Annotated in this window: 21 protein-coding genes; 12 read left to right on the top strand and 9 right to left on the bottom strand. The window is 65.6% G+C overall.

Annotated elements, in window-relative coordinates; genetic code table 11:
- Positions 1-91: 91 nt before the first annotated feature.
- The 3 genes from CVV72_RS01055 to CVV72_RS01065 form a co-directional block, all read right to left on the bottom strand.
- Positions 92-670: a dihydrofolate reductase family protein gene (locus CVV72_RS01055; protein ID WP_219150527.1), complete on the bottom strand. Its 579-nt coding sequence runs from the start codon at positions 668-670 to the stop codon at positions 92-94.
- A gap of 351 nt (positions 671-1,021) precedes the next feature.
- Positions 1,022-1,492, bottom strand: a complete 471-nt coding sequence (locus tag CVV72_RS01060; protein ID WP_219150529.1) for a nuclear transport factor 2 family protein — start codon at positions 1,490-1,492, stop codon at positions 1,022-1,024.
- A 70-nt stretch (positions 1,493-1,562) separates the two neighbouring features.
- Positions 1,563-1,916, bottom strand: coding sequence for a hypothetical protein (locus tag CVV72_RS01065; RefSeq protein ID WP_219150531.1), 354 nt, complete (start codon positions 1,914-1,916; stop codon positions 1,563-1,565).
- 1,328 nt (positions 1,917-3,244) lie between these two features.
- Here CVV72_RS01065 and CVV72_RS01070 point away from each other — a divergent pair.
- The 5 genes from CVV72_RS01070 to CVV72_RS01090 all read left to right on the top strand — a co-directional run bounded on the left by CVV72_RS01070 (position 3,245) and on the right by CVV72_RS01090 (position 8,221).
- Positions 3,245-3,700 carry a hypothetical protein gene (locus CVV72_RS01070; protein ID WP_219150533.1) on the top strand — a complete coding sequence of 152 codons (456 nt, stop codon included), beginning with the start codon at positions 3,245-3,247 and terminating at the stop codon, positions 3,698-3,700.
- Positions 3,701-3,756: 56 nt separating this feature from the next.
- Positions 3,757-6,198 (top strand): PEP/pyruvate-binding domain-containing protein, encoded by a 2,442-nt coding sequence (locus CVV72_RS01075; RefSeq protein ID WP_219150534.1) that lies wholly within the window; start codon positions 3,757-3,759, stop codon positions 6,196-6,198.
- Between the two features lie 78 nt (positions 6,199-6,276).
- Positions 6,277-6,762, top strand: a complete 486-nt coding sequence (locus tag CVV72_RS01080; protein WP_219150535.1) for a PH domain-containing protein — start codon at positions 6,277-6,279, stop codon at positions 6,760-6,762.
- Positions 6,763-7,337: 575 nt separating this feature from the next.
- Positions 7,338-7,700, top strand: coding sequence for an SRPBCC family protein (locus tag CVV72_RS01085; protein WP_370641942.1), 363 nt, complete (start codon positions 7,338-7,340; stop codon positions 7,698-7,700).
- A gap of 101 nt (positions 7,701-7,801) precedes the next feature.
- Entirely contained in the window at positions 7,802-8,221 is a 420-nt protein-coding gene (locus tag CVV72_RS01090; RefSeq protein ID WP_219150537.1) for a hypothetical protein, read from the top strand.
- A gap of 42 nt (positions 8,222-8,263) precedes the next feature.
- On the opposite strand, the gene CVV72_RS01095 is transcribed toward CVV72_RS01090, so the two are convergent.
- The 4 genes from CVV72_RS01095 to CVV72_RS01110 are packed head-to-tail and all read right to left on the bottom strand — an operon-like array spanning position 8,264 to position 10,765.
- Complete coding sequence (locus CVV72_RS01095) at positions 8,264-8,479, bottom strand: hypothetical protein (protein WP_219150538.1); 216 nt, start codon at positions 8,477-8,479, stop codon at positions 8,264-8,266.
- Between the two features lie 23 nt (positions 8,480-8,502).
- Positions 8,503-8,718 carry a hypothetical protein gene (locus CVV72_RS01100; RefSeq protein ID WP_219150539.1) on the bottom strand — a complete coding sequence of 72 codons (216 nt, stop codon included), beginning with the start codon at positions 8,716-8,718 and terminating at the stop codon, positions 8,503-8,505.
- Positions 8,715-10,088, bottom strand: a complete 1,374-nt coding sequence (locus CVV72_RS01105) for a cell wall metabolism sensor histidine kinase WalK (RefSeq protein ID WP_255632440.1) — start codon at positions 10,086-10,088, stop codon at positions 8,715-8,717. Before CVV72_RS01105 ends, CVV72_RS01100 begins: the two co-directional genes overlap by 4 nt.
- A complete protein-coding gene (locus CVV72_RS01110) occupies positions 10,085-10,765 on the bottom strand; it encodes a response regulator transcription factor (RefSeq protein WP_219150540.1) in 681 nt (226 codons plus the stop codon). Before CVV72_RS01110 ends, CVV72_RS01105 begins: the two co-directional genes overlap by 4 nt.
- 177 nt (positions 10,766-10,942) lie before the next feature.
- Here CVV72_RS01110 and CVV72_RS01115 point away from each other — a divergent pair, with 177 nt between their 5' ends.
- Together CVV72_RS01115 and CVV72_RS01120 are read left to right on the top strand one after the other, a co-directional pair.
- The gene (locus tag CVV72_RS01115) at positions 10,943-11,407 is read left to right on the top strand and encodes a hypothetical protein (protein WP_219150541.1); all 465 of its coding nucleotides are present in this window, start codon (positions 10,943-10,945) and stop codon (positions 11,405-11,407) included.
- Positions 11,408-11,519: 112 nt separating this feature from the next.
- The gene (locus CVV72_RS01120) at positions 11,520-12,077 is read left to right on the top strand and encodes a hypothetical protein (protein WP_219150542.1); all 558 of its coding nucleotides are present in this window, start codon (positions 11,520-11,522) and stop codon (positions 12,075-12,077) included.
- Between the two features lie 174 nt (positions 12,078-12,251).
- On the opposite strand, the gene CVV72_RS01125 is transcribed toward CVV72_RS01120, so the two are convergent.
- On the bottom strand, positions 12,252-12,923 hold the full coding sequence (locus CVV72_RS01125; protein ID WP_219150543.1) for a helix-turn-helix domain-containing protein: 672 nt from the start codon (positions 12,921-12,923) through the stop codon (positions 12,252-12,254).
- Complete coding sequence (locus CVV72_RS41440; protein ID WP_255632441.1) at positions 12,923-13,372, bottom strand: hypothetical protein; 450 nt, start codon at positions 13,370-13,372, stop codon at positions 12,923-12,925. Before CVV72_RS41440 ends, CVV72_RS01125 begins: the two co-directional genes overlap by 1 nt.
- Positions 13,373-13,618: 246 nt before the next feature.
- Here CVV72_RS41440 and CVV72_RS01135 point away from each other — a divergent pair, with 246 nt between their 5' ends.
- The 5 genes from CVV72_RS01135 to CVV72_RS01155 all read left to right on the top strand — a co-directional run bounded on the left by CVV72_RS01135 (position 13,619) and on the right by CVV72_RS01155 (position 16,946).
- Entirely contained in the window at positions 13,619-13,966 is a 348-nt protein-coding gene (locus tag CVV72_RS01135; RefSeq protein ID WP_370641855.1) for a PadR family transcriptional regulator, read from the top strand.
- Positions 13,963-15,003, top strand: coding sequence for a hypothetical protein (locus CVV72_RS01140; RefSeq protein WP_219150545.1), 1,041 nt, complete (start codon positions 13,963-13,965; stop codon positions 15,001-15,003). Before CVV72_RS01135 ends, CVV72_RS01140 begins: the two co-directional genes overlap by 4 nt.
- 443 nt (positions 15,004-15,446) lie before the next feature.
- A complete protein-coding gene (locus CVV72_RS01145) occupies positions 15,447-15,674 on the top strand; it encodes a hypothetical protein (RefSeq protein WP_219154433.1) in 228 nt (75 codons plus the stop codon).
- 60 nt (positions 15,675-15,734) lie between these two features.
- Positions 15,735-16,298, top strand: coding sequence for a hypothetical protein (locus CVV72_RS01150; protein ID WP_219150547.1), 564 nt, complete (start codon positions 15,735-15,737; stop codon positions 16,296-16,298).
- Positions 16,299-16,451: 153 nt separating this feature from the next.
- Entirely contained in the window at positions 16,452-16,946 is a 495-nt protein-coding gene (locus CVV72_RS01155) for a SigE family RNA polymerase sigma factor (RefSeq protein WP_219150549.1), read from the top strand.
- Positions 16,947-16,949 lie beyond the last annotated feature (3 nt).

Genomic DNA, 16,949 nt, shown 5'->3' on the forward strand with positions numbered 1-16,949 from the left:
GTGTTCGCAGTGTTCAGGCGCCCTCCTGTCCGAGTGAGCCGATCGGGCCGGCAGGGTTGACGGCGATGAGCGGTTGTCTTCGTCGCGGCTGTCACCGGAGGGAGGGACGGTAGATGAGTTCCTGCGTGTGGCCGTCGAGCGTCCGGCTTTCGAGCAATTCAAGGTCGAAGTCGCCCGCGCCCGCGAGGATGGGGCTGGTCCCGGTTCGTCCGGAGATAGCCGGGAAGATCGTCACCTGCAAGCGGTCGACAAGGCCAGCTGCCATCAGCGTCCGGTTCAGCGAAAGGCTTCCTTGCGAACGCAGCGGCACGTGCGACTCCTCCTTGAGCCGGGCCACGATCTCCACAGCATCACCGCTGACGATGGTTGCGTCCGGCCAGCCGAGGGTGTCCTGCAATGCGGAGGACACCACGGTCGCGGGCATCCGCATGGTCCGGAGGTTCCATTCGTCGAGCGTGTTCGGGTCGATGCCCGAGGACATGATCTCGGCGGTCTCTCGGAATGTCGTGGCGCCGAAGATCATCCGGTGCTCAGGGGTGACCAGGGCAGCGCGGTGCTCAAGGAGTTCAGGGCCCTGCTTGCCCCAGTAGCCACCCCAGTCGGCGCCCTCACTATAGGAACCGTAGCCGTCAAGGGTCGAGAACACGTCCCAGGTGTAGACAGCGGTCATTTCGATCTCCTTTTATTTCTCGATAATCGCTATGGTATTTTCCATACCGATGGGGGAGTTTGCCCCTTCGGGCTGAATGCCATCGGACACTGGCGCGCTTTGGTTATGGCGACGTCAGCGCTGATGATGGCCCGCGGTTGATCCCGGTCGGAAGGGGAACTGACCGGCCTTGTTTTTGGCCATGTGGACATCTGGATATGCTTCGTGAGTGGTAATGGCGACTTCTGGCCGCCATTACCGCTCACGAGTCATAGGCGTTCCCTTCGGTTACCCATAGACTCGCGGCGCGACCGCAACTGGGACAGCTTTGAACGGCGCTGACGAACACGTCACGCCACGAGTGATCAAGACTTAGGCGGCTGCAGGGCGGATGCCACCGGAGGCGATGGTGAGGATGTCTTTGTTGCCGTCAGCCCAGGTCGCGGTCATTACCAACTCGTGAATCCTCCAACCGCCGCCTGTGCGGGTAAGCCCGATGCGATAGGTTCCACCCAGTGTCCATCGTGGTGAGCCGAAGGGATTGGTCAGCAGGTGGACGGCTTGGAAGACGGCGGTAAGGACAGCGCTATCGTCGTCGACAGTGACCAGATGGTTGCCAAGCAGGTGCTGCGTAGCGTCGAAAGCGTTTAGTAGCCGCGACCATTCTGCCTGGATTTGGGCCGGCGTGACCTGGGCAGGCTCGCCGCCCCAGATGCCGCTGTAATCGAGGGTGACGCTCTCGGCGAAAACCTCGGGAAATCGGTCCCAGTCGCGAGTGTCGATGTACCACATCATCATGGTGGCGGCATTGATGATGGCGCAGCGGTCTTGTGCGGAAGCCATGGTGATTCTCCTGTTTGCGGGTTGGGCAATAGGGCTCGAGCAGGGAATCACTCGATTCGCCGGGCCGGACCTAATACCCCCGCGACTCGATGCCGTAGTGGATGCGACTGGTCTCCGGGGGGCAGTAGACGATCGAGTAACCGCTGGAAACCCAGTTGGGAGCGGACCTCCAGACGACTTGTCCGAACCAGTCCTCACAGATGACGGTCGCCCGATAGTGTCCGCCGTTACTTTGACCACAGGTCGCGTAACTGCCGTTGCTGGCCGGACCGGTGCGGCAATCTGTGGGCCAGCCTTGGATGCCGATCTCGGTTTCCGCGGCCAAGGTGCCTTGGGTCGCCGCATGAGCCGATCCGTACATCCCGGCTGTGAGCAGGAGTGCCAGAACGCCGCCAGCAAACAGAGTCGTCCGCCGCTTCTTCATCTGGAATGATTCCTTTCTGTGCTAGGAGCGATTGATTGAGGAGTACTCGATACCGGCGGACGACACCTTGCTGTCGCCTTGACAGTAGGCCTGAGACCAGCCCCCCTGTGTCCAGAATCCGTAGTAGTCGCGTAGGGTGCCGTTGGTGTGACGGCACAGGGCGATCGCACGGTACGATCCGCCGTTGTGGTGCTCACAGGATGCCCTGGCTCCGTAGGAGTTGGTCACGCTGTACCAGCAGTCGCTCGGATACGCCGAGACTCCGATTTCCCGTGCCGGGGCGGCATCCGTACGTTCCCCTGCCGAGGCGGGCGTCGCGATTCCGACGACGATTGGTCCTGACAACAATAGGCCGATCACGCCGCGGGCAAGCACGCGGCGAACGCTATCCCGATTTTCCGGTGTATTTTTCACAGAACCTTCCTTGGTTAATGTGGTGGTTACGCATGGGTTGGCCTCGATCTCGCGCGTGGCTGCGAGGTAGAGTCAGAATCTTTTCCAGTCGCCGTATGTCGATCCGATCTTCCATAGCGGTGGAACTGCGAATCCTTTCGGCTGACTGATTCGGCCTGATGTACGGCGAGGACGAAGAACTCGCGAATCGGGTGCGCGCGCCGTCAGTGGACCAATATTCGCCTTTGTCTCGCAACCCGTTCGGGGCTGTGATCCGTTCGCGACATTGTTCGCTGCTGCAGGCAGGTTCCCCTGGCACCCACACCAGCCCCCTTATACGCCGTCGAAGCAGTGGTAGGTGGCGCTCCACTTCGAGGCCAACAGGATTCTCTCTGTTATTTCTCCTTCGCATGCTTGGCGACCAGGGATGACCGTGGACGCTCAGGGAATCTTGCCGCTGGCGCGTGTCACCGCTGTGTTACCGGTGTGTCAGGAGTTCGAAGCGACTCTCCTGATGCTGGCCGAAGACGGTGTACTGGCCGGAGGCGACGCTCCGGGATCGTCGACGCCGGAGAGCAGATAGGCCGCATCAGCTCCTGTCAGGGCCTGGACGACGCCGTCGAAGTCACGCTGGTGGGGCTGCACCCACTCGTGGACGGTCACGGTTCGGCCGGAGCAGATGGCTTCGACGCACCGGTCGGACGGCAACGATCTGCGGCCCCCGAGTACGCCGACGTGCCCCAGCAGCGCTCGAGGGATTCACCCGCCCGGCCCATTCGCGTAGAGAAAGCATCAAAAATCCGCTGTGAAGGCGTACTTGTCGACCTGACGCCCTAGTGTGGAATGCCAGTTATCGCGACGGCGGCGAAGGGGAGCTACGGCCGGTGCCCGATCACACCACGGCAGAGCTGGCTTGGTAGGTCAGCCAACCTTGCGTGGTCGAGATCTTGGATGCCCTCGGTGAAGCGCCATGCCCGATCGTGGACATGCATCGTCGACTGGGGGCAACTCGTCGGGCGACCATCTCGGCGTTGCGTGTTCTCGCCGTGGCCGGGGTGATCCGTCGATGTGACCATTGCGGCAGCTGGGACGGTCGCCCTCCTCCATTCACCCGCTACGAGCTCACCCCGGCAGGGCGCGACATTGTCCGGCAGCTGGATCGGCCGGAGGTCTGGACCGCGCTCTACGAGCACTACCTCGGTACTGGGCCGGCTTCAGCGATGAGAAGGAAGAGGAAAGCGGCTATGTGGGCACCGATCTCCATCGTGCTTCTCTTCGCCTGTCTCGGAAACGCGGCCCTCGACCACACCGGACGCGCGATCCTGTTCGGTACCGCGTTGATCGCGCTCGTCGCTACGGCGGCGTATCACGCTCGCCACCGGACGACCTGATCACCCGACCTGGACTCCAACGCGGCAACGACGCCGCAGAACCCAGAGGACGCGAGATGAAACCGATCCGTCTGTCCGAGATCGATTCTTCGATGATCGACCTGGTAGGCGGGAAGGCCGCAGGCCTCGGGGAGATGATCAAGGCGGGCGAGCGGGTCCCGGACGGCTTCTGTCTGACCGTGGAGGCATATCTCTCGCGAGATCTCCCCGAGAAGGAAGTGATCGACGCTTACCAGCGACTCGGCGGCGGACGGGTCTCGGTGCGTTCCAGCGCCACCGCCGAAGATCTGCCGGACGCCAGCTTCGCCGGTCAGCAGGACACCTTTCTCGACATCGATGGGCCTGCCTCGCTCGTCGAGGCCATCCACAAGTGCTGGCGCTCCTTGCATTCCGATCGCGCCGTGGCCTACCGCGCGGCTGCCGGCATCGACGACGCCGCCATGGCGGTGGTGATCCAGCGGATGATCGATCCCGCGACAGCAGGTGTTCTGTTCACCGCCAACCCGATCACCGGCTGCCGCACCGAGATGATCATCGACGCCGCTCGCGGCTTGGGGACGGCGATCGTCGACGGCACCGTCGTGCCCGATCACTACGTTCTCGACCACCATGCGCGGACCGGGCCGCATCTCCCCGAAGGATGTCTCGGTACGCTGGAGCTCGAACGACTCCGGGACGCCGGCCTGCGCCTGCAACGGCATTTCGGCTCTCCCCAGGACATCGAGTGGGCGATCGACTCCGACGGCGTGCTGTGGCTGCTGCAGTCACGGCCGATCACCACCCTGTTCCCGTTGCCACCGGACACTGGAGAGACACGGCTGTACCTCGAGTTCGGCCACATCCAGGGAATGCTCCGCCCCTGCACGCCGATGGGAGTGTCCTTGCTCAAGGCAGGATCGGCGCTGTGGTTCCGTGCGCACGGCGTCCGGGGCGATGCGCGGGATCCACTGCCCCGGTTGGTGCCCATCGGTGGACGGCTCTACTTCGACCTGACCGACTTCGTCCGTAACAAGGCCATGCGCAAACGCTTGTCGACGTCCCTGCAGGTGTACGGGCCGCGAGTGCAAGGTGCCGTCGAGCACATGCTGACCGATCCACGTTTCGCCCCGCGGCGTGGTTTTCCATTCCGGCTGAGCAACATCGTCAGGGCCACGGCGTCGGTGGCACCGAGCATGGTCTCCGGAATCGTGTCGAGCCTCGCCCGCCCGGACGCGGCCCGCGTCCGCGCGTACCGTGCGGTCGAGGAGATGCGGCGCCTGACCGTACCGCCCTCGGACTCGGCCACCGCGGCGGAACGACTGAGATGGGTCGTCGAAGACTCCCATCGGGCGATCATGGGCCACGGAATGCTGGGGCTCATGGGTCCCTTGATGGCCGGGATCCTCCTCGGCACGGCGCCTTCCGGTCTGCTCAGGGGCGTGGCCTCGGACGAGGATCTGGACATCGTCCTGGGTGGCATGCCGCACAACGTGACCACCGAGATGGACCTGCTGCTGTGGAGCGTCGCGGTGAACGCACGACAGCACCGCGAGGTCTTTCTCAGCACTCCACCCGGCGAGCTGGTGGCGCGCTACCGGGCCGGGGAGCTGCCTGACATCGGGATGGCCGGGTTCCTGGACCGGTACGGTATGCGGGCGGCCGCCGAGATCGACGTCGGCATGCCCCGCTGGGACGAGGATCCGGCGCCATTGTTCGCCACGATCGCCAACTACCTCCGGGTCGAAGACCCTGCACAGTCCCCGGACCGGCGATTCCACCAAGCCGCGCAAAACGCCGAAGCGATGATCGAGACACTGTCCCGTCGAACACGCCGCCGGCGGCCGATCCGCGGCCGGATCGCGACCTTCCTCATGCGCCGATCGCGCAAGCTCACCGGTCTGCGAGAGATCGGAAAATTCGCTTGGTTACCCGCGATCCAAGCCTCCCGACGCGAACTCCTCCGCATCGGCGACGACCTCGTGTCGCGTGGCCTGCTGGAAACCCGCGACGACATCATGTTCCTCACGCTCGACGAAGCACGCACGGCCGTCCATGACGCCACCGACCATCGCCGAACGGTCGCCGCGCGCCGCGCGGACCACCGGCGAGAGCTCCGACGGTCCACTGTCCCAGGTGCCCTGCTCTCTGACGGGACCGACGTGGAAGCGCTGGTCCCGCCCGCGCCCGCCGAAGACGGCACGCTGACCGGAATGGCCGGTGCGGCGGGCCAGGCGACCGGGAAGGCCCGGGTGATCCGGGATCCTGCCGGCGCGTACATCGAGCCGGGGGAGATCCTCGTGGCACCGACCACCGATCCCGGATGGACCCCGTTGTTCCTGACCACGGCGGGTCTGGTCACCGAAACCGGCTCACCGGTCGCGCACGGCCCGACAGTCGCCAGGGAGTACGGCATCCCGGCCGTCATCTGTGTCCGCAACGCCACCCACGAGATCACCACCGGTCAGCTGATCACCATCGACGGAACCGCAGGCACGGTGCGAATCGTGGACGAGGACTGACACGGCGACAGCAACGGAAGGCCCAGACTGCGCTGCGCGACTGGCTCGCTATGACGTCTGATCCGTAGCATCGTCGGCGTGGAGTCTGGTCGGGTGACGGTGCGGAATTGGGGCTACAGATGCCTTGGCTGGCTGCACGTGGTCATTGGCGTACCGATCGCCGTTGTCTCGGTACCTCTCACGTTCGCTCACCTGCCGGAGTCGCTGTTCTTCCTCGTTCTGGTACCGGTGTTCGGTTGTCTGGCCTGGTATGGTGCCGGGCTTGCCAGGGCCCGTGTCGTGGCCGACGAGTCCGGGCTGGAGATCCGTGGATGGCGCACTGTTCGCGTGCGCTGGGTTGAGGTTGTGTCGATCGACGCGCCGGAGCCCGGAGCGCCTTCGGCTCGGTACGACTTCACCGCGGCAATGGCGCGGGTACTGCTCACGTCCGGACGGTCGGTGCCGCTGGCAGCCGTGGCAGCATGGCTGCGGCCCACCTTCTGGAGATCCGGTACACCCAAGAAACTGGCCGCGGATCTGGCCATTCTGCGAGCGCAGCACGCTCGTCACCGACCCCGCCGGTGACCAAGGGCAGTGGCCGGGCCGGTTCTGGCCGCCTGGATCCTTGTGGTGACGACCGTCATCGCCCTGCGCCCGGATGTCATAGTGTCCGCCGCGAGTATCTGAAAAAGCTGGATGATGTCGTGGCAACGGCGATAACCGTTACGTTGCTGCCCATCCCGGATGCTCCGCGCAGGGTGACCATAGCGAGCGTGCTGGGAGAGAGGCAAGGCTCGACTACGACATTTCGTTGGCTCAGGGCCGAAATGGCTGGCGGCTCGAATTGTTCCCGCTGGTCTTCCTTCCTCGGGGTGAGGTTCTCGTCGCGCGCTTGTCAATGACTGTACGAGGATTCAATACGCTGATCATGCGTTCAGCTGCTGAGCCTGGCCGCCCCTTCTGTTCACAGTGGACAGTTATCGCCTGTGGCGCTTTGGCGCGAAGACCCCACAGAGTGCTTGGGCATGGCAGTATCTGGGCCGTCGAAGCCGCTGACATGGTAAGGAGTTTTCGCTGTGCGGTCATACGATGTACTGGCCGAAACGGTGGCGTCACCTGCGGTCGTGTGGGGGCTGCTGCTGGACTCGAGGAGTTGGCCGGTGTGGTCTCACCTCGATGAACTGGACGTCGGCCGGTCGAGCGGCCTGTCCGCCGACGGGAAGGACGAAGTCGGCGCCGTTCGCGCGTTCCGAGTCGGCAGAACTGTCGTCACAGAGCGGATCAGCGCCCTCAAGCTCAGGCGGCGCTTCGCGTACGAGGGTGTTGAAGGCCCGCATATGGCCGATCATCGAGCCACAGTGGATCTGCACGAGATTCCTGGTGGAGGAACGCGAATCCGTTGGCAGGGAACGTATTCCCCGCGTGGGGTCGCGAGATTGTCCTCCGAGCGGCAAGTCCAGCGGACGATGCGGAACATGGTGACGGGACTGGCGAACTACGCCGCCGCTCAGATCGTAAGGTAATTGTCAGGTTCGGTCGAAGCATCTTGCGGGACGCTTGTCGCCTACCGATGTCTGCCAGAGGGCGGTGGGTGACGGCACAGGGGAGCGCGACGAACCATGGAATGGCGGAACCCTGGTATCCGGCATGGGGCGGAAGTCGGCGCGTCGACCTTCGGCCTGCCGTCGCCGTGAACGCGCTGACCGAGCTGGAACGTCGTGCCTGGTGCATCCTTTCGTCCGGACCGGCCGCGGCACGTGCGTTCTATGAGACCGTTCTCGACGGAAAGATCGTCGTGTTGCTGGCTGACCGGCTGCCCATCCAGGAGCGCGACCTCGCGCTGACGGCATTGTGCGAGGCCAAGTGGGATGCTTGCCGATTCGGCGAGATGAACGCGGGAAGGCTGAGCTCCGCCGTCGGGTTCGTCGGCTACGACTTTACGGCCACCAAGGACGGTGTTCCCTACTCGGCGCGAGTGAGCAGTGTCTACGTCCGTCGTGACGAAGGGTGGAAGCTGGTCTTTCATCAGCATGCGCGATGGTGAGGTCGTTCGACGACGGATGCGCGAAGCTTTCGATCCGCTGTCCTAGCGGCCTCCCAATGTCCGGAGTACACGAAACCGCGCGAGCCTGTGCAGCATCTCGCCCATGGCGTCGGGCCTGATCTGGCCGTGGAGATCTGCATAGGCCGAGTCCACGATGTCGTCGACAGCGGATTCGGGGAGCACGGACGCGAACTCACGGGAAAGCCACTGCCGGACTTCGTCGGTGATGTCGTCGGTTTGGTGGTCGTGGATGGTCATATCCCTCCTCCGTACGACGACTTTCATTGTGTCGGCAGAGGCGAGGGCTGTACCTGACGACTGCCTGACGATTCCGGTCCGGTCGGGCACGGTGTCGGTGGAACCGAGCGGCTGGACACCGTCGGGGTGGCGGTCGGCACGAGCGTGGTGATCGGTTCAGGCTTGTCCTGAGCGGTCACGCCGCAGCCGGTCAGGCACAGGACGATCGCCGTGAGGAGGACGGCCTGGCCGAGTTTCATGTGATCGCCTCCGGGAGTTCGACGACGAAGCGGGCACCGCCGCCGGGCCGGTCTTCGACCCAGACGGTGCCGCCGTGCCGGTGGACGTGGTCGGCGACGATGGCGAGCCCGAGCCCGCTTCCCGTTTCGCGGTCGCGGCGTCCGGCGTGCAGGCCGCGGGCGAATCGTTCGAAGATGCGTTCCCGGAGGGCGGGCGGGACCCCGCTGCCGGCGTCGTCCACCTCGACCCTGGCCCGGTCTCCATGTCGCCGGACGGTCACGACGATGGCGCCCCCGCCGTAGCGGTCGGCGTTGTCGAGCAGGTTGGTGACAATCCGGTCCATCCGGCGGCGGTCGGCGGATACGAGTGGGGTTTCTTGATCGACTTCCACTCTTACGTCGGGCTTTCCCCGGCTCTCGAGCACGTTGTGCACGAGCGAGCCGAGATCGACCAGCTCGACCGGTCCTTCGTCTTCCTGGTCGGCGCGGGAGATCTCGAGCAGGTCTACGACCATGCGCTGAAAACGGTGCAGTTCGGCGCCCAGCAGGCTCAACGCCTTACGGGCGGTCGGGTGCATGGTCTCCTGGCGGCGGATCATGACTTCAGCGGCGTTGACCATCGTGGTGAGCGGTGAGCGGAGTTCGTGGCTGACGTCGGCGGCGAAGCGTTTGTCCCGGCGGACCCGTTGTTCGAGTTGCTCGGTCGTGGCGTTGAAACTCGTGGCGAGCGGAGCCAGGTCGGGGTCTTTCTGGTGGGGAAGCCGGGTCGTCAGGTCTCCTTGCGCGACACGGGAGGCAGCGCCGCGTAGTGCGGCGAGGGGACGGAGTGCGCGTTTACTGGTCCAGACACCGAGAGCCACTCCGAACAACGCTGCGACCACCGTGCCGGTGATCAGCAGAAGGCTGAGGTACCGAAAGGTCCGATCCAGTTCGAGCAGCGGATACAGCTCGACATAGATGCTGTCGCCGTTTCCGACCGGGGTGGCGATGGCCATCACAGGGATACCATCGGCGATGAATCGTTGCCGGGCGGCGACGCCGTTCCGCGCACTGTCCAAGAGGGCGATGGGGATCGCTGCGGGCTCGATCTGCCGTCCGCTGGTGAGCCAGCCGTCCGGCCGCGACAGGAGGATCGAGGAGTCAGGGCCACTGGCTAGTCCGGTCAGCAGGTCGTTGAGGTTGTCCGAGTGCTCGACCAGAGCTTTGTCGACGAGCCCGACGTTGACCTCGGACTGACGTGTCGTGCTCTGCTCACGCTGGTCGAGCATGTAACCGGTGGCCAGATTCCAGGTCGCGATGCCCAGCACGGTCATCACCAGGGCGAGGCCCAGACCGAACGCGGCGGCCACCCGCCAGCGCAGCGAGAGCCGTCGGACCGTCGCGAGCATCATCGGCCCGGGGAGATCCGGTAGCCGCGTCCTCGGACGGTCAGCACGAGGGTCGGATTGTCGGGATTGGGTTCCACCTTGCGGCGCAACCGTCTGATGTGGACGTCGAGCAGTCTCGTGTCGCCGAAGTAGTCGTGCTCCCACACTCGCCGCAGCAGTTGCTCGCGGGTGACGAGCTGTCCCTCCGCCGCGGCAAGTTCGGTGAGAAGCCGGAACTCGGTGCGGGTCAGGTGCACCGGTTCGCCATCGCGATGGACGCTTTCCTCACCCGGCCGGATCTCAAGCCCGCCGACAGCGAGCCGAGTCGGAGGAGGCGGCGCGGTGCGGCGGAGCAAAGCCCGGATCCTCGCAGCGAGTTCACCGGCCACCAAGGGTTTGGTGACGTAGTCGTCCGCGCCTGCCTCGAGACCCGCGATGACGTCCTGGGTGTCCGCGCGAGCGGTGATCACGATGATGGGCAGCGCGCCTCGGTCACGGATGGACCGGCAGACGGTGAGTCCGTCGATACCCGGCAGCATGAGGTCGAGCAGGACGACGTCGACCTGAACACGTTCGAGCAGTTCGAGGCCGTCTTCACCGGTCTCCACGCAGTCGATGTCGAAACCTTCATCGGCGAGTGCCAGGGACAGCGCTTCGCTGATCATCGCGTCGTCTTCGACGAGAAGGACTCGGGTGGTCACTACCGGCCTCTCCCTCCAGCCGAAGAATCCTCCGGCCCGGCTGCGCCCGACCTTAACAGTTGCCGGCGGACAGTGCGGCGGGACGACGATTCGATCGTAAGGCAGTCGTCAGTTGCACGAGCGGTTCTCCGTGTCAGGGTCGGATATGCGGTCATCGAACCGAAGGAGGATCACAACGTGACAACAGAAGTAGCTCCGATAGCGGCTGCCGGGACGAGCGCCGTGTCCAGGACACGGCGGCTCCGTGACAACGCCGATCGCGTGTGGTCCGTGGCCGCAGGGCATCGAACCCTGGCGGAGGAAATCGAGGCGAGTGACGAGCCGGAGTCCTTCCAGCGCGCGAAGTCGCAGCGCCTTCTCGGTGAAGTGGCCGCACACCAAGGCTTCGCGTATCACGAACTCGCCAACGCCGCCGAGACCAGGGCCGCCGCGCGGGAACACGTTCGTGAGTCTCCACAATGGAGGCTGCTGATCGACAGGTCGTTCGCGGCGATCCGGCGGGCCGAAGCGCATCATGAACGCGCCGCCGCGTACACAGCCAGGACCGTGGGCGACGAGGCCGCCGCGCGCAGGCACGAGATCGCGGCACGCGAAGCCGACAGCCGTGCCATGAGCCTTGTCATGGAACCCACTCCGGCCTGATATTCCTTCTGGGTGGGGCCCATGTCGATCGTAAGAATTTCGTCAGGTCGCTCTTCCCGTTTCCGTGACAGGCTCATCGTGTGATCGGCGCTCGCAGGGGCAAGGAGAAGTGATGACCTCCAGAGTCGGTCTCCGTAGCAGGGCGCTGACCGAATTGAGGTACGTGGACGGGACGCGGCCGAAGGACGTCGATGGGGCATCGGCTGAGACAGGCCCGGACGATGGTTACGTACAGCGGGTGAGGTGGCTTCGTGGGGAGGCATCGCGGGTCCGGCATTCGGCAGGTGAACATCTCGAACAAGCGGCCGAGGCACTCGCTGCGGGAGATCCCGGCTCCGCATCTCGGCTGCGAACACTAGCCGAGATGGCGTCCTGTCACTACATGGCTTATGACGAACTCGCCACGGCGGCCGGACATCGAGGGCTGGCAGGCAGATTCGTTCGTGGCACGCCCGCACGGGAGATCGAGCTTCACCGGGCCGATGCGGCCATCCGGAGAGCTGAAGGCCACCGCGAGCGAGGCGAAGCACTCCGGCATGGGGAAGACGCGTTCGCAGTGCGGCGTCACCGGCAACTCGCGGAGGAGGCCGAGGAGAAGGCCAGGGTCGCCGAATTGCGTGCGGTCGAGATCCTGGAGCACCGTGCCGGCATAGCCTGGGAGCTTCAGTGAGTGGCATGAGGCGCCGGCCGGTCTTCGGCAGGCCCGATCCTTTCTGTTTTTTCGCGGTGCTCCACGCCGCGCTGGTGGCGGTGCTCATGGCCGCTCTGGGCCTGTGGCTGCTCGGCAGCGCCTCCCTGGCATCGGCAGTCCTCGTCCTGCTTTTCGACTCGTGGGTCAATCGTCCTAGGAGGACAGTGTCGGCTCGCCGGTGCCGGTAGTGGCGTAGGGGCTGGCGCCGATCCAGACGACGGCCTGACGAACCGCGGTGCGGGGGCCGCTGATCACGATGGTCTTGTCTCTCAGGGCGTCCAGCCAGTCGATGTGCCCGAGCCAGACCCCGGCGAGGGCACTGAGCGTACAGTCGATCCGCATCGCTTGAGGCAGTCTGGGATCATGGAAGGTCGGCGCGGCCACCTCTTGGGAGAGCACCAGCCACCACCACCGTGGCCCCCGTGATTCGGTGAATCGGAAATGGATCGCGACGGATTGTTCAGGCAGTGTCGTGCGGTCGATCCCCCTGGCGATGTCGCGCAGCAGCAGGGCGGGATCGAGATCGCCGTATCGCGGCGGCGGTAGCCACCGCGCTCCCCACCTGCCGAGCGGTTCGACGACCGATGCCAGCTCGCGACCGGCTTCGGTCAACGCGGCCTCGCGCTGCCGAAGCAAGACCAGTCCGGCCGTCTCCAGTTTGCGGAGCCGTTTGGTCAGGAGGCCGGTCGACATGCCCGGTATCCCGGCGGCGATGTCGGCGATCGAGGTGCTTCCGTGCAGCAGCTCACGGATGACCAGCAGGGTCCACGGCTCCCCGACGACCTCGGCCGCCAGCGCGATCGGGCAATGCTGTGCGTAGCGCATCAAAGGACCCGCACCAGACGCGCGATGCGATCACGGGCGAGGCGATGCAGCATCTCATCGAGTGCTTCCGGGACGATCTGATCCTTGAGGTCCCGGTGGGTGGCGCGGACGATGGCGCCGACGGCCACGGGCGACAGCTTCGCCGAGAACTCGTTCGACAGCCAGACGATCACGTCCTCTACGGCGTCCTCCGGTCTGTGCGTCTCTACGCTCATCGCTCTCCTGGAATGCTTCGGTTTGCGAATATTCTTCCGGTAACGCGGCCTGCTGAACCTGACGACTGTCTGACGATTGCGGCGGTACGCACGTCTCCCGCGCTGACCGCCCTGGTCGGTGAGGCGGCACCGCCTGGGCTGCGTGGTCGCCACGTCGGGCTGCTCGCCCTGCCGGCCACCACGGCCGCCGCTGGCCTGCACGGGAAAATCGCTGGCCACGGCCTTCGTCACCATCGCCGCGATTCGTGGCCTGCTCCCTCCAAGCGGTCCTGCCCCCCGGGATCGTCCTTGATCCTGCGCATGAGCAAAAGCCAATCCGCTCGAAGGACGCCTCAGGGGTCTTGAGCAGGTCGCAGCGCTCTGTCCCGCCGGTCCGAGTCTGTACCGCTCGATCGCGGGTCGACACGCCGTTCCTGGGCAACGCCCGGTGAGGCCGACTTCCGCATGGCGCAATATATCGGTTCACGATATATTGGTTCCATGGCAGGTCGAACGATGACGGAGCAGGCGTTCTTCGTCCTCACCGCGCTGGTGGACACCACGCGTCACGGGTACGGGATCGTGGGCGAGGTGAGCGATCTTTCGGACGGCCGTGTGCGGCTGAAGGTCGGAACGCTGTACGGCGTGCTGGACCGGCTGGTCGCGGACGGCCTGGTCGAGCCGGACCGGGAAGAGGTCGCCAACGGGCGGCTCCGCCGGTACTACCGGCTGACCGAGGACGGGCGCACAGCCCTCGCGGCCGAGGTCCGGCGGCAGGCCGCCAACGCCCGCGCCGCCTCGGAACGGCTGCGCGCGTGGCGGCCCGCGGACACCGGGGGCCTGGCATGAACCGCCTGGAGGACCGGTACCGGCGGGTTCTGCGACTGCTTCCCGCTTCCTATCGGCAGGCGTGGGAAGAGGACATGGTCGCCACTTTCCTGCAGAGCGAGCAACCCGAGGACACCGAAGACGCGGAGTTCGCCGCCGACTACGGTCGGCCGAGCCTGCCGGAAGTCGCCAGTGTCGTGGCGTTGGCGGTGCGACTGCGCCTCGGGGGTGACGGCTCGCCGCCCCGTTACCTCGCCTGGGGTGAGACGGTGCGGCGGCTCGCGCTGGTGGGGCTGCTCGTGCAAGCGGTGGCGGCTCTCGCCGGTCTGGGGGCGGGCCTGTGGTCTCCCTGGGTGACGAACGTGGTGGCCGTCGATCGGGCCGCCGACGTGCAGGCCCTGTTCGGGTTGGTGTGGGTGGCGGCCTATTTGTCCCTGGTGACCGGGCGATGGCGCTCGGCGCGCCTGCTCGCGGTACTGGCCCTGGCCCCATCCGTGGTCTTCTTCGCCGTGGATTTCGCGACCGTCGAGGGGGCGTACGGCCTCTCCCGGGTCACCGGGCTCCTCGTGGACGCGGTGCCTGTGCTGGCGCTGGCCGCGTTCCACCGGCAGGCTTCACCGGTGAAAGCACGGCCGTGGCTCATCGCGCTGCCGGTCGGTGTCTCCCTCCTGACGATCGCGCTGCTGCTCACCTCCTTCACTGCTCCGGCCTTGGTGGACTGGCCAGGCGTGGTCTGCACCGCTGTCTTCGTCGCCGCCGTCATGTACCTGAGCGTGCCCGGGATGAGCTGGCGAAGCGCCACGGTGTCCTGGTCGACGACACTGGCACTGTTCGCGCTCACCGCACTGGGGCAGCGGGTGGTGACGTTGCTGGACTACCTCCAGTTCGCCGCGCGCACCGCGGACCTGGACGTCATGATCACGATCGCCGCCGTGCAGGCCGCGGCGGTACTGGTGATAGCGACGCCGCTCACGATGCTTGCTGCCAAGGCGATGCGCACTCTGCCGGCGGTCGCCGCCCCGGTGAAATCGTCCACGCCACCCGGAGAGACCGACTGACCGCTGGTGCAGAAACGGTCGCTCGTCGGCACGACAGGACGTCCGCTGCGCGTTCTTCGATTGGATGACCGTGGTGCTCGGCCAGGCGGAGCAGGATCCTGCGAACCAGCCCGCGAGCACGAATTCCCGGTAGGCGATAAAGGCCGCACCCGATCCGGGTGCGGCCTTTATCGATGACGGGAAGTCCAACAAGGACAAAGGGTCCACGTTCCCATCGACAACGACCTCCGTCACGCCATCGCGAGCATTCCCCGGCCAGAACTGCGAACCACGGTTGTGGTCCGCCAGGAACAAGTCGCTGCGAACGCCCGCGCCGACCGTTCGGCGCAGTGCCTTGGGTCAGATGGGTCAACATCGGTGTCCACGGTGGGGCTGCGTTTGATCAGTAGCGGATAGGGGCATCTCGGTTTCGTCGCAGTTCGTTCTACCTGGGGAGCCGACCGGTGGCGTCGTACAAGGTGAAACCCTCCAAACCTGTCGCCGTGTTCAGCGCCGTGGGCGGTACGGCGATGCTGGTGTTCGTTCTGGTCAACGGAATCGGCCGCGGCAACGGCTTCGTCTGGCTGTGGGCTGCTCTCTGCGTCGGGGTGGTGGGTTTCAACCTGTGGGCGGCGTTCAGCAAACGAGGCGCCACCGAGGTCGTCGAGCGGAGTCCTGCTGAGAAGCCGTGAATTGACGGACTGGCAGTGTTCTCTGCGCATCCGCGTGGTGATTGTGAGCGAGAAGGTCGGGTGGCGCTCGCCGCGATCGAGGTCACGACCGCGAAACCGGGTTGGCAGGAGCTGAACGATCACAGCCAGCCACTGGACTCCACCTGCAACGACATGTTGGTGTCGATGGCGGAGGCGGCAGGGGTGGTGACGGTGGCGACGAACAACGTCCAGTACGCCGGTCCCGGCCGTGGCCGCTCGGTGACGCGGTCGCCGCGGTCCGCTCGCCGGTCGCTGGATGACATGGAGGGCTGGCTACCCGCGGCGCACATGGCGTTCGTGCGTTTCAGTGCCGAGCAAGCCGAGTTCTTCGCGCGGTACCCCGCAGGGCACGACGAGGTGTCGTTCCTGCGGGAGCTGGCATGGGTGGGGGCGGGGAAACGCTACGGGCAGCGAGTCCCGCGCACAGCTGGCGACCCTGCCGCGAGATCCAGGTCGGCTCCGTTCGCGCCTACATCGCGCGCCGCCGCGGCGAGGAAACCCGAAACACAAGCATCCCTGCTTGCCCAGAATCTCGATAGGACGCTTGGTGGCCGTTATCTCGGGAGCAGGTCATTTACCGGGCTGAAGATCGAGATACTATGAGGTGATTGCGGGCAATCCGGGGCTGCGCCCGCGTTCGGCGTCCCGGAGATGCACCGTACGGGGATCTGAGTCATTAAGTACCCGCGGGCGGGCAACCCAAACGCTCGTTCTCCCGGTTGTAGGAGGTGTGAGCGAAAAACACGGGAGGCCTGGGTGAAGCGGTCCGACGAAACGGCGTACCGGGACTACGTCACGTCCCGGATGGAGGTGCTGCGGCGGACGGGCTATCTGCTCTGCCACGACTGGCATCTCGCGGACGACTTGGTGTCGATCACGATCGCCAAACTCTATCGGCATTGGAAGCGGGCGAGTGGCGTCGAGCATCTGGACGCGTATGTGCGCCGGATCCTGGTGCGCACCTGGCTCGACGAGCGCGGCAGGTCATGGCGGCGTGAGGAACTGTCGGGCGACCTGCCCGAACCGGGGGTGGAGCTGAACTCCCGGGTGCTCGACAGGGCGCAGCTGTTCGGCTTGCTCGAAGCCCTGCCGCCGCGGCGCCGGGCCGCCGTCGTACTGCGTATCTATTGCGACCTCTCGGTCGAGGAGACGGCCGCGATTCTCGGCTGTTCGGCGGGAACGGTGAAGAGCCAGACCGCGCGGGGCCTCGACACGTTGCGTGCGCGGCTGGCCGAAACCACCTTGAGCTGAAGG

This window comes from Amycolatopsis sp. TNS106 (assembly GCF_019330265.1).
Lineage (GTDB): Bacteria > Actinomycetota > Actinomycetes > Mycobacteriales > Pseudonocardiaceae > Amycolatopsis > Amycolatopsis lurida.

Excerpts from the sequence above, each read along its gene's own strand:
- CVV72_RS01055 (WP_219150527.1), bottom strand. The coding sequence starts at position 670 with ATGACCGCTGTCTACACCTGGGACGTGTTCTCGACCCTTGACGGCTAC.
- CVV72_RS01060 (WP_219150529.1), bottom strand. The coding sequence starts at position 1,492 with ATGGCTTCCGCACAAGACCGCTGCGCCATCATCAATGCCGCCACCATG.
- CVV72_RS01065 (WP_219150531.1), bottom strand. The coding sequence starts at position 1,916 with ATGAAGAAGCGGCGGACGACTCTGTTTGCTGGCGGCGTTCTGGCACTC.
- CVV72_RS01075 (WP_219150534.1), top strand. The coding sequence starts at position 3,757 with ATGAAACCGATCCGTCTGTCCGAGATCGATTCTTCGATGATCGACCTG.
- CVV72_RS01090 (WP_219150537.1), top strand. The coding sequence starts at position 7,802 with ATGGCGGAACCCTGGTATCCGGCATGGGGCGGAAGTCGGCGCGTCGAC.
- CVV72_RS01095 (WP_219150538.1), bottom strand. The coding sequence starts at position 8,479 with ATGACCATCCACGACCACCAAACCGACGACATCACCGACGAAGTCCGG.
- CVV72_RS01100 (WP_219150539.1), bottom strand. The coding sequence starts at position 8,718 with ATGAAACTCGGCCAGGCCGTCCTCCTCACGGCGATCGTCCTGTGCCTG.
- CVV72_RS01105 (WP_255632440.1), bottom strand. The coding sequence starts at position 10,088 with ATGATGCTCGCGACGGTCCGACGGCTCTCGCTGCGCTGGCGGGTGGCC.
- CVV72_RS01120 (WP_219150542.1), top strand. The coding sequence starts at position 11,520 with ATGACCTCCAGAGTCGGTCTCCGTAGCAGGGCGCTGACCGAATTGAGG.
- CVV72_RS01125 (WP_219150543.1), bottom strand. The coding sequence starts at position 12,923 with ATGCGCTACGCACAGCATTGCCCGATCGCGCTGGCGGCCGAGGTCGTC.
- CVV72_RS41440 (WP_255632441.1), bottom strand. The coding sequence starts at position 13,372 with ATGGTGACGAAGGCCGTGGCCAGCGATTTTCCCGTGCAGGCCAGCGGC.
- CVV72_RS01135 (WP_370641855.1), top strand. The coding sequence starts at position 13,619 with ATGGCAGGTCGAACGATGACGGAGCAGGCGTTCTTCGTCCTCACCGCG.
- CVV72_RS01140 (WP_219150545.1), top strand. The coding sequence starts at position 13,963 with ATGAACCGCCTGGAGGACCGGTACCGGCGGGTTCTGCGACTGCTTCCC.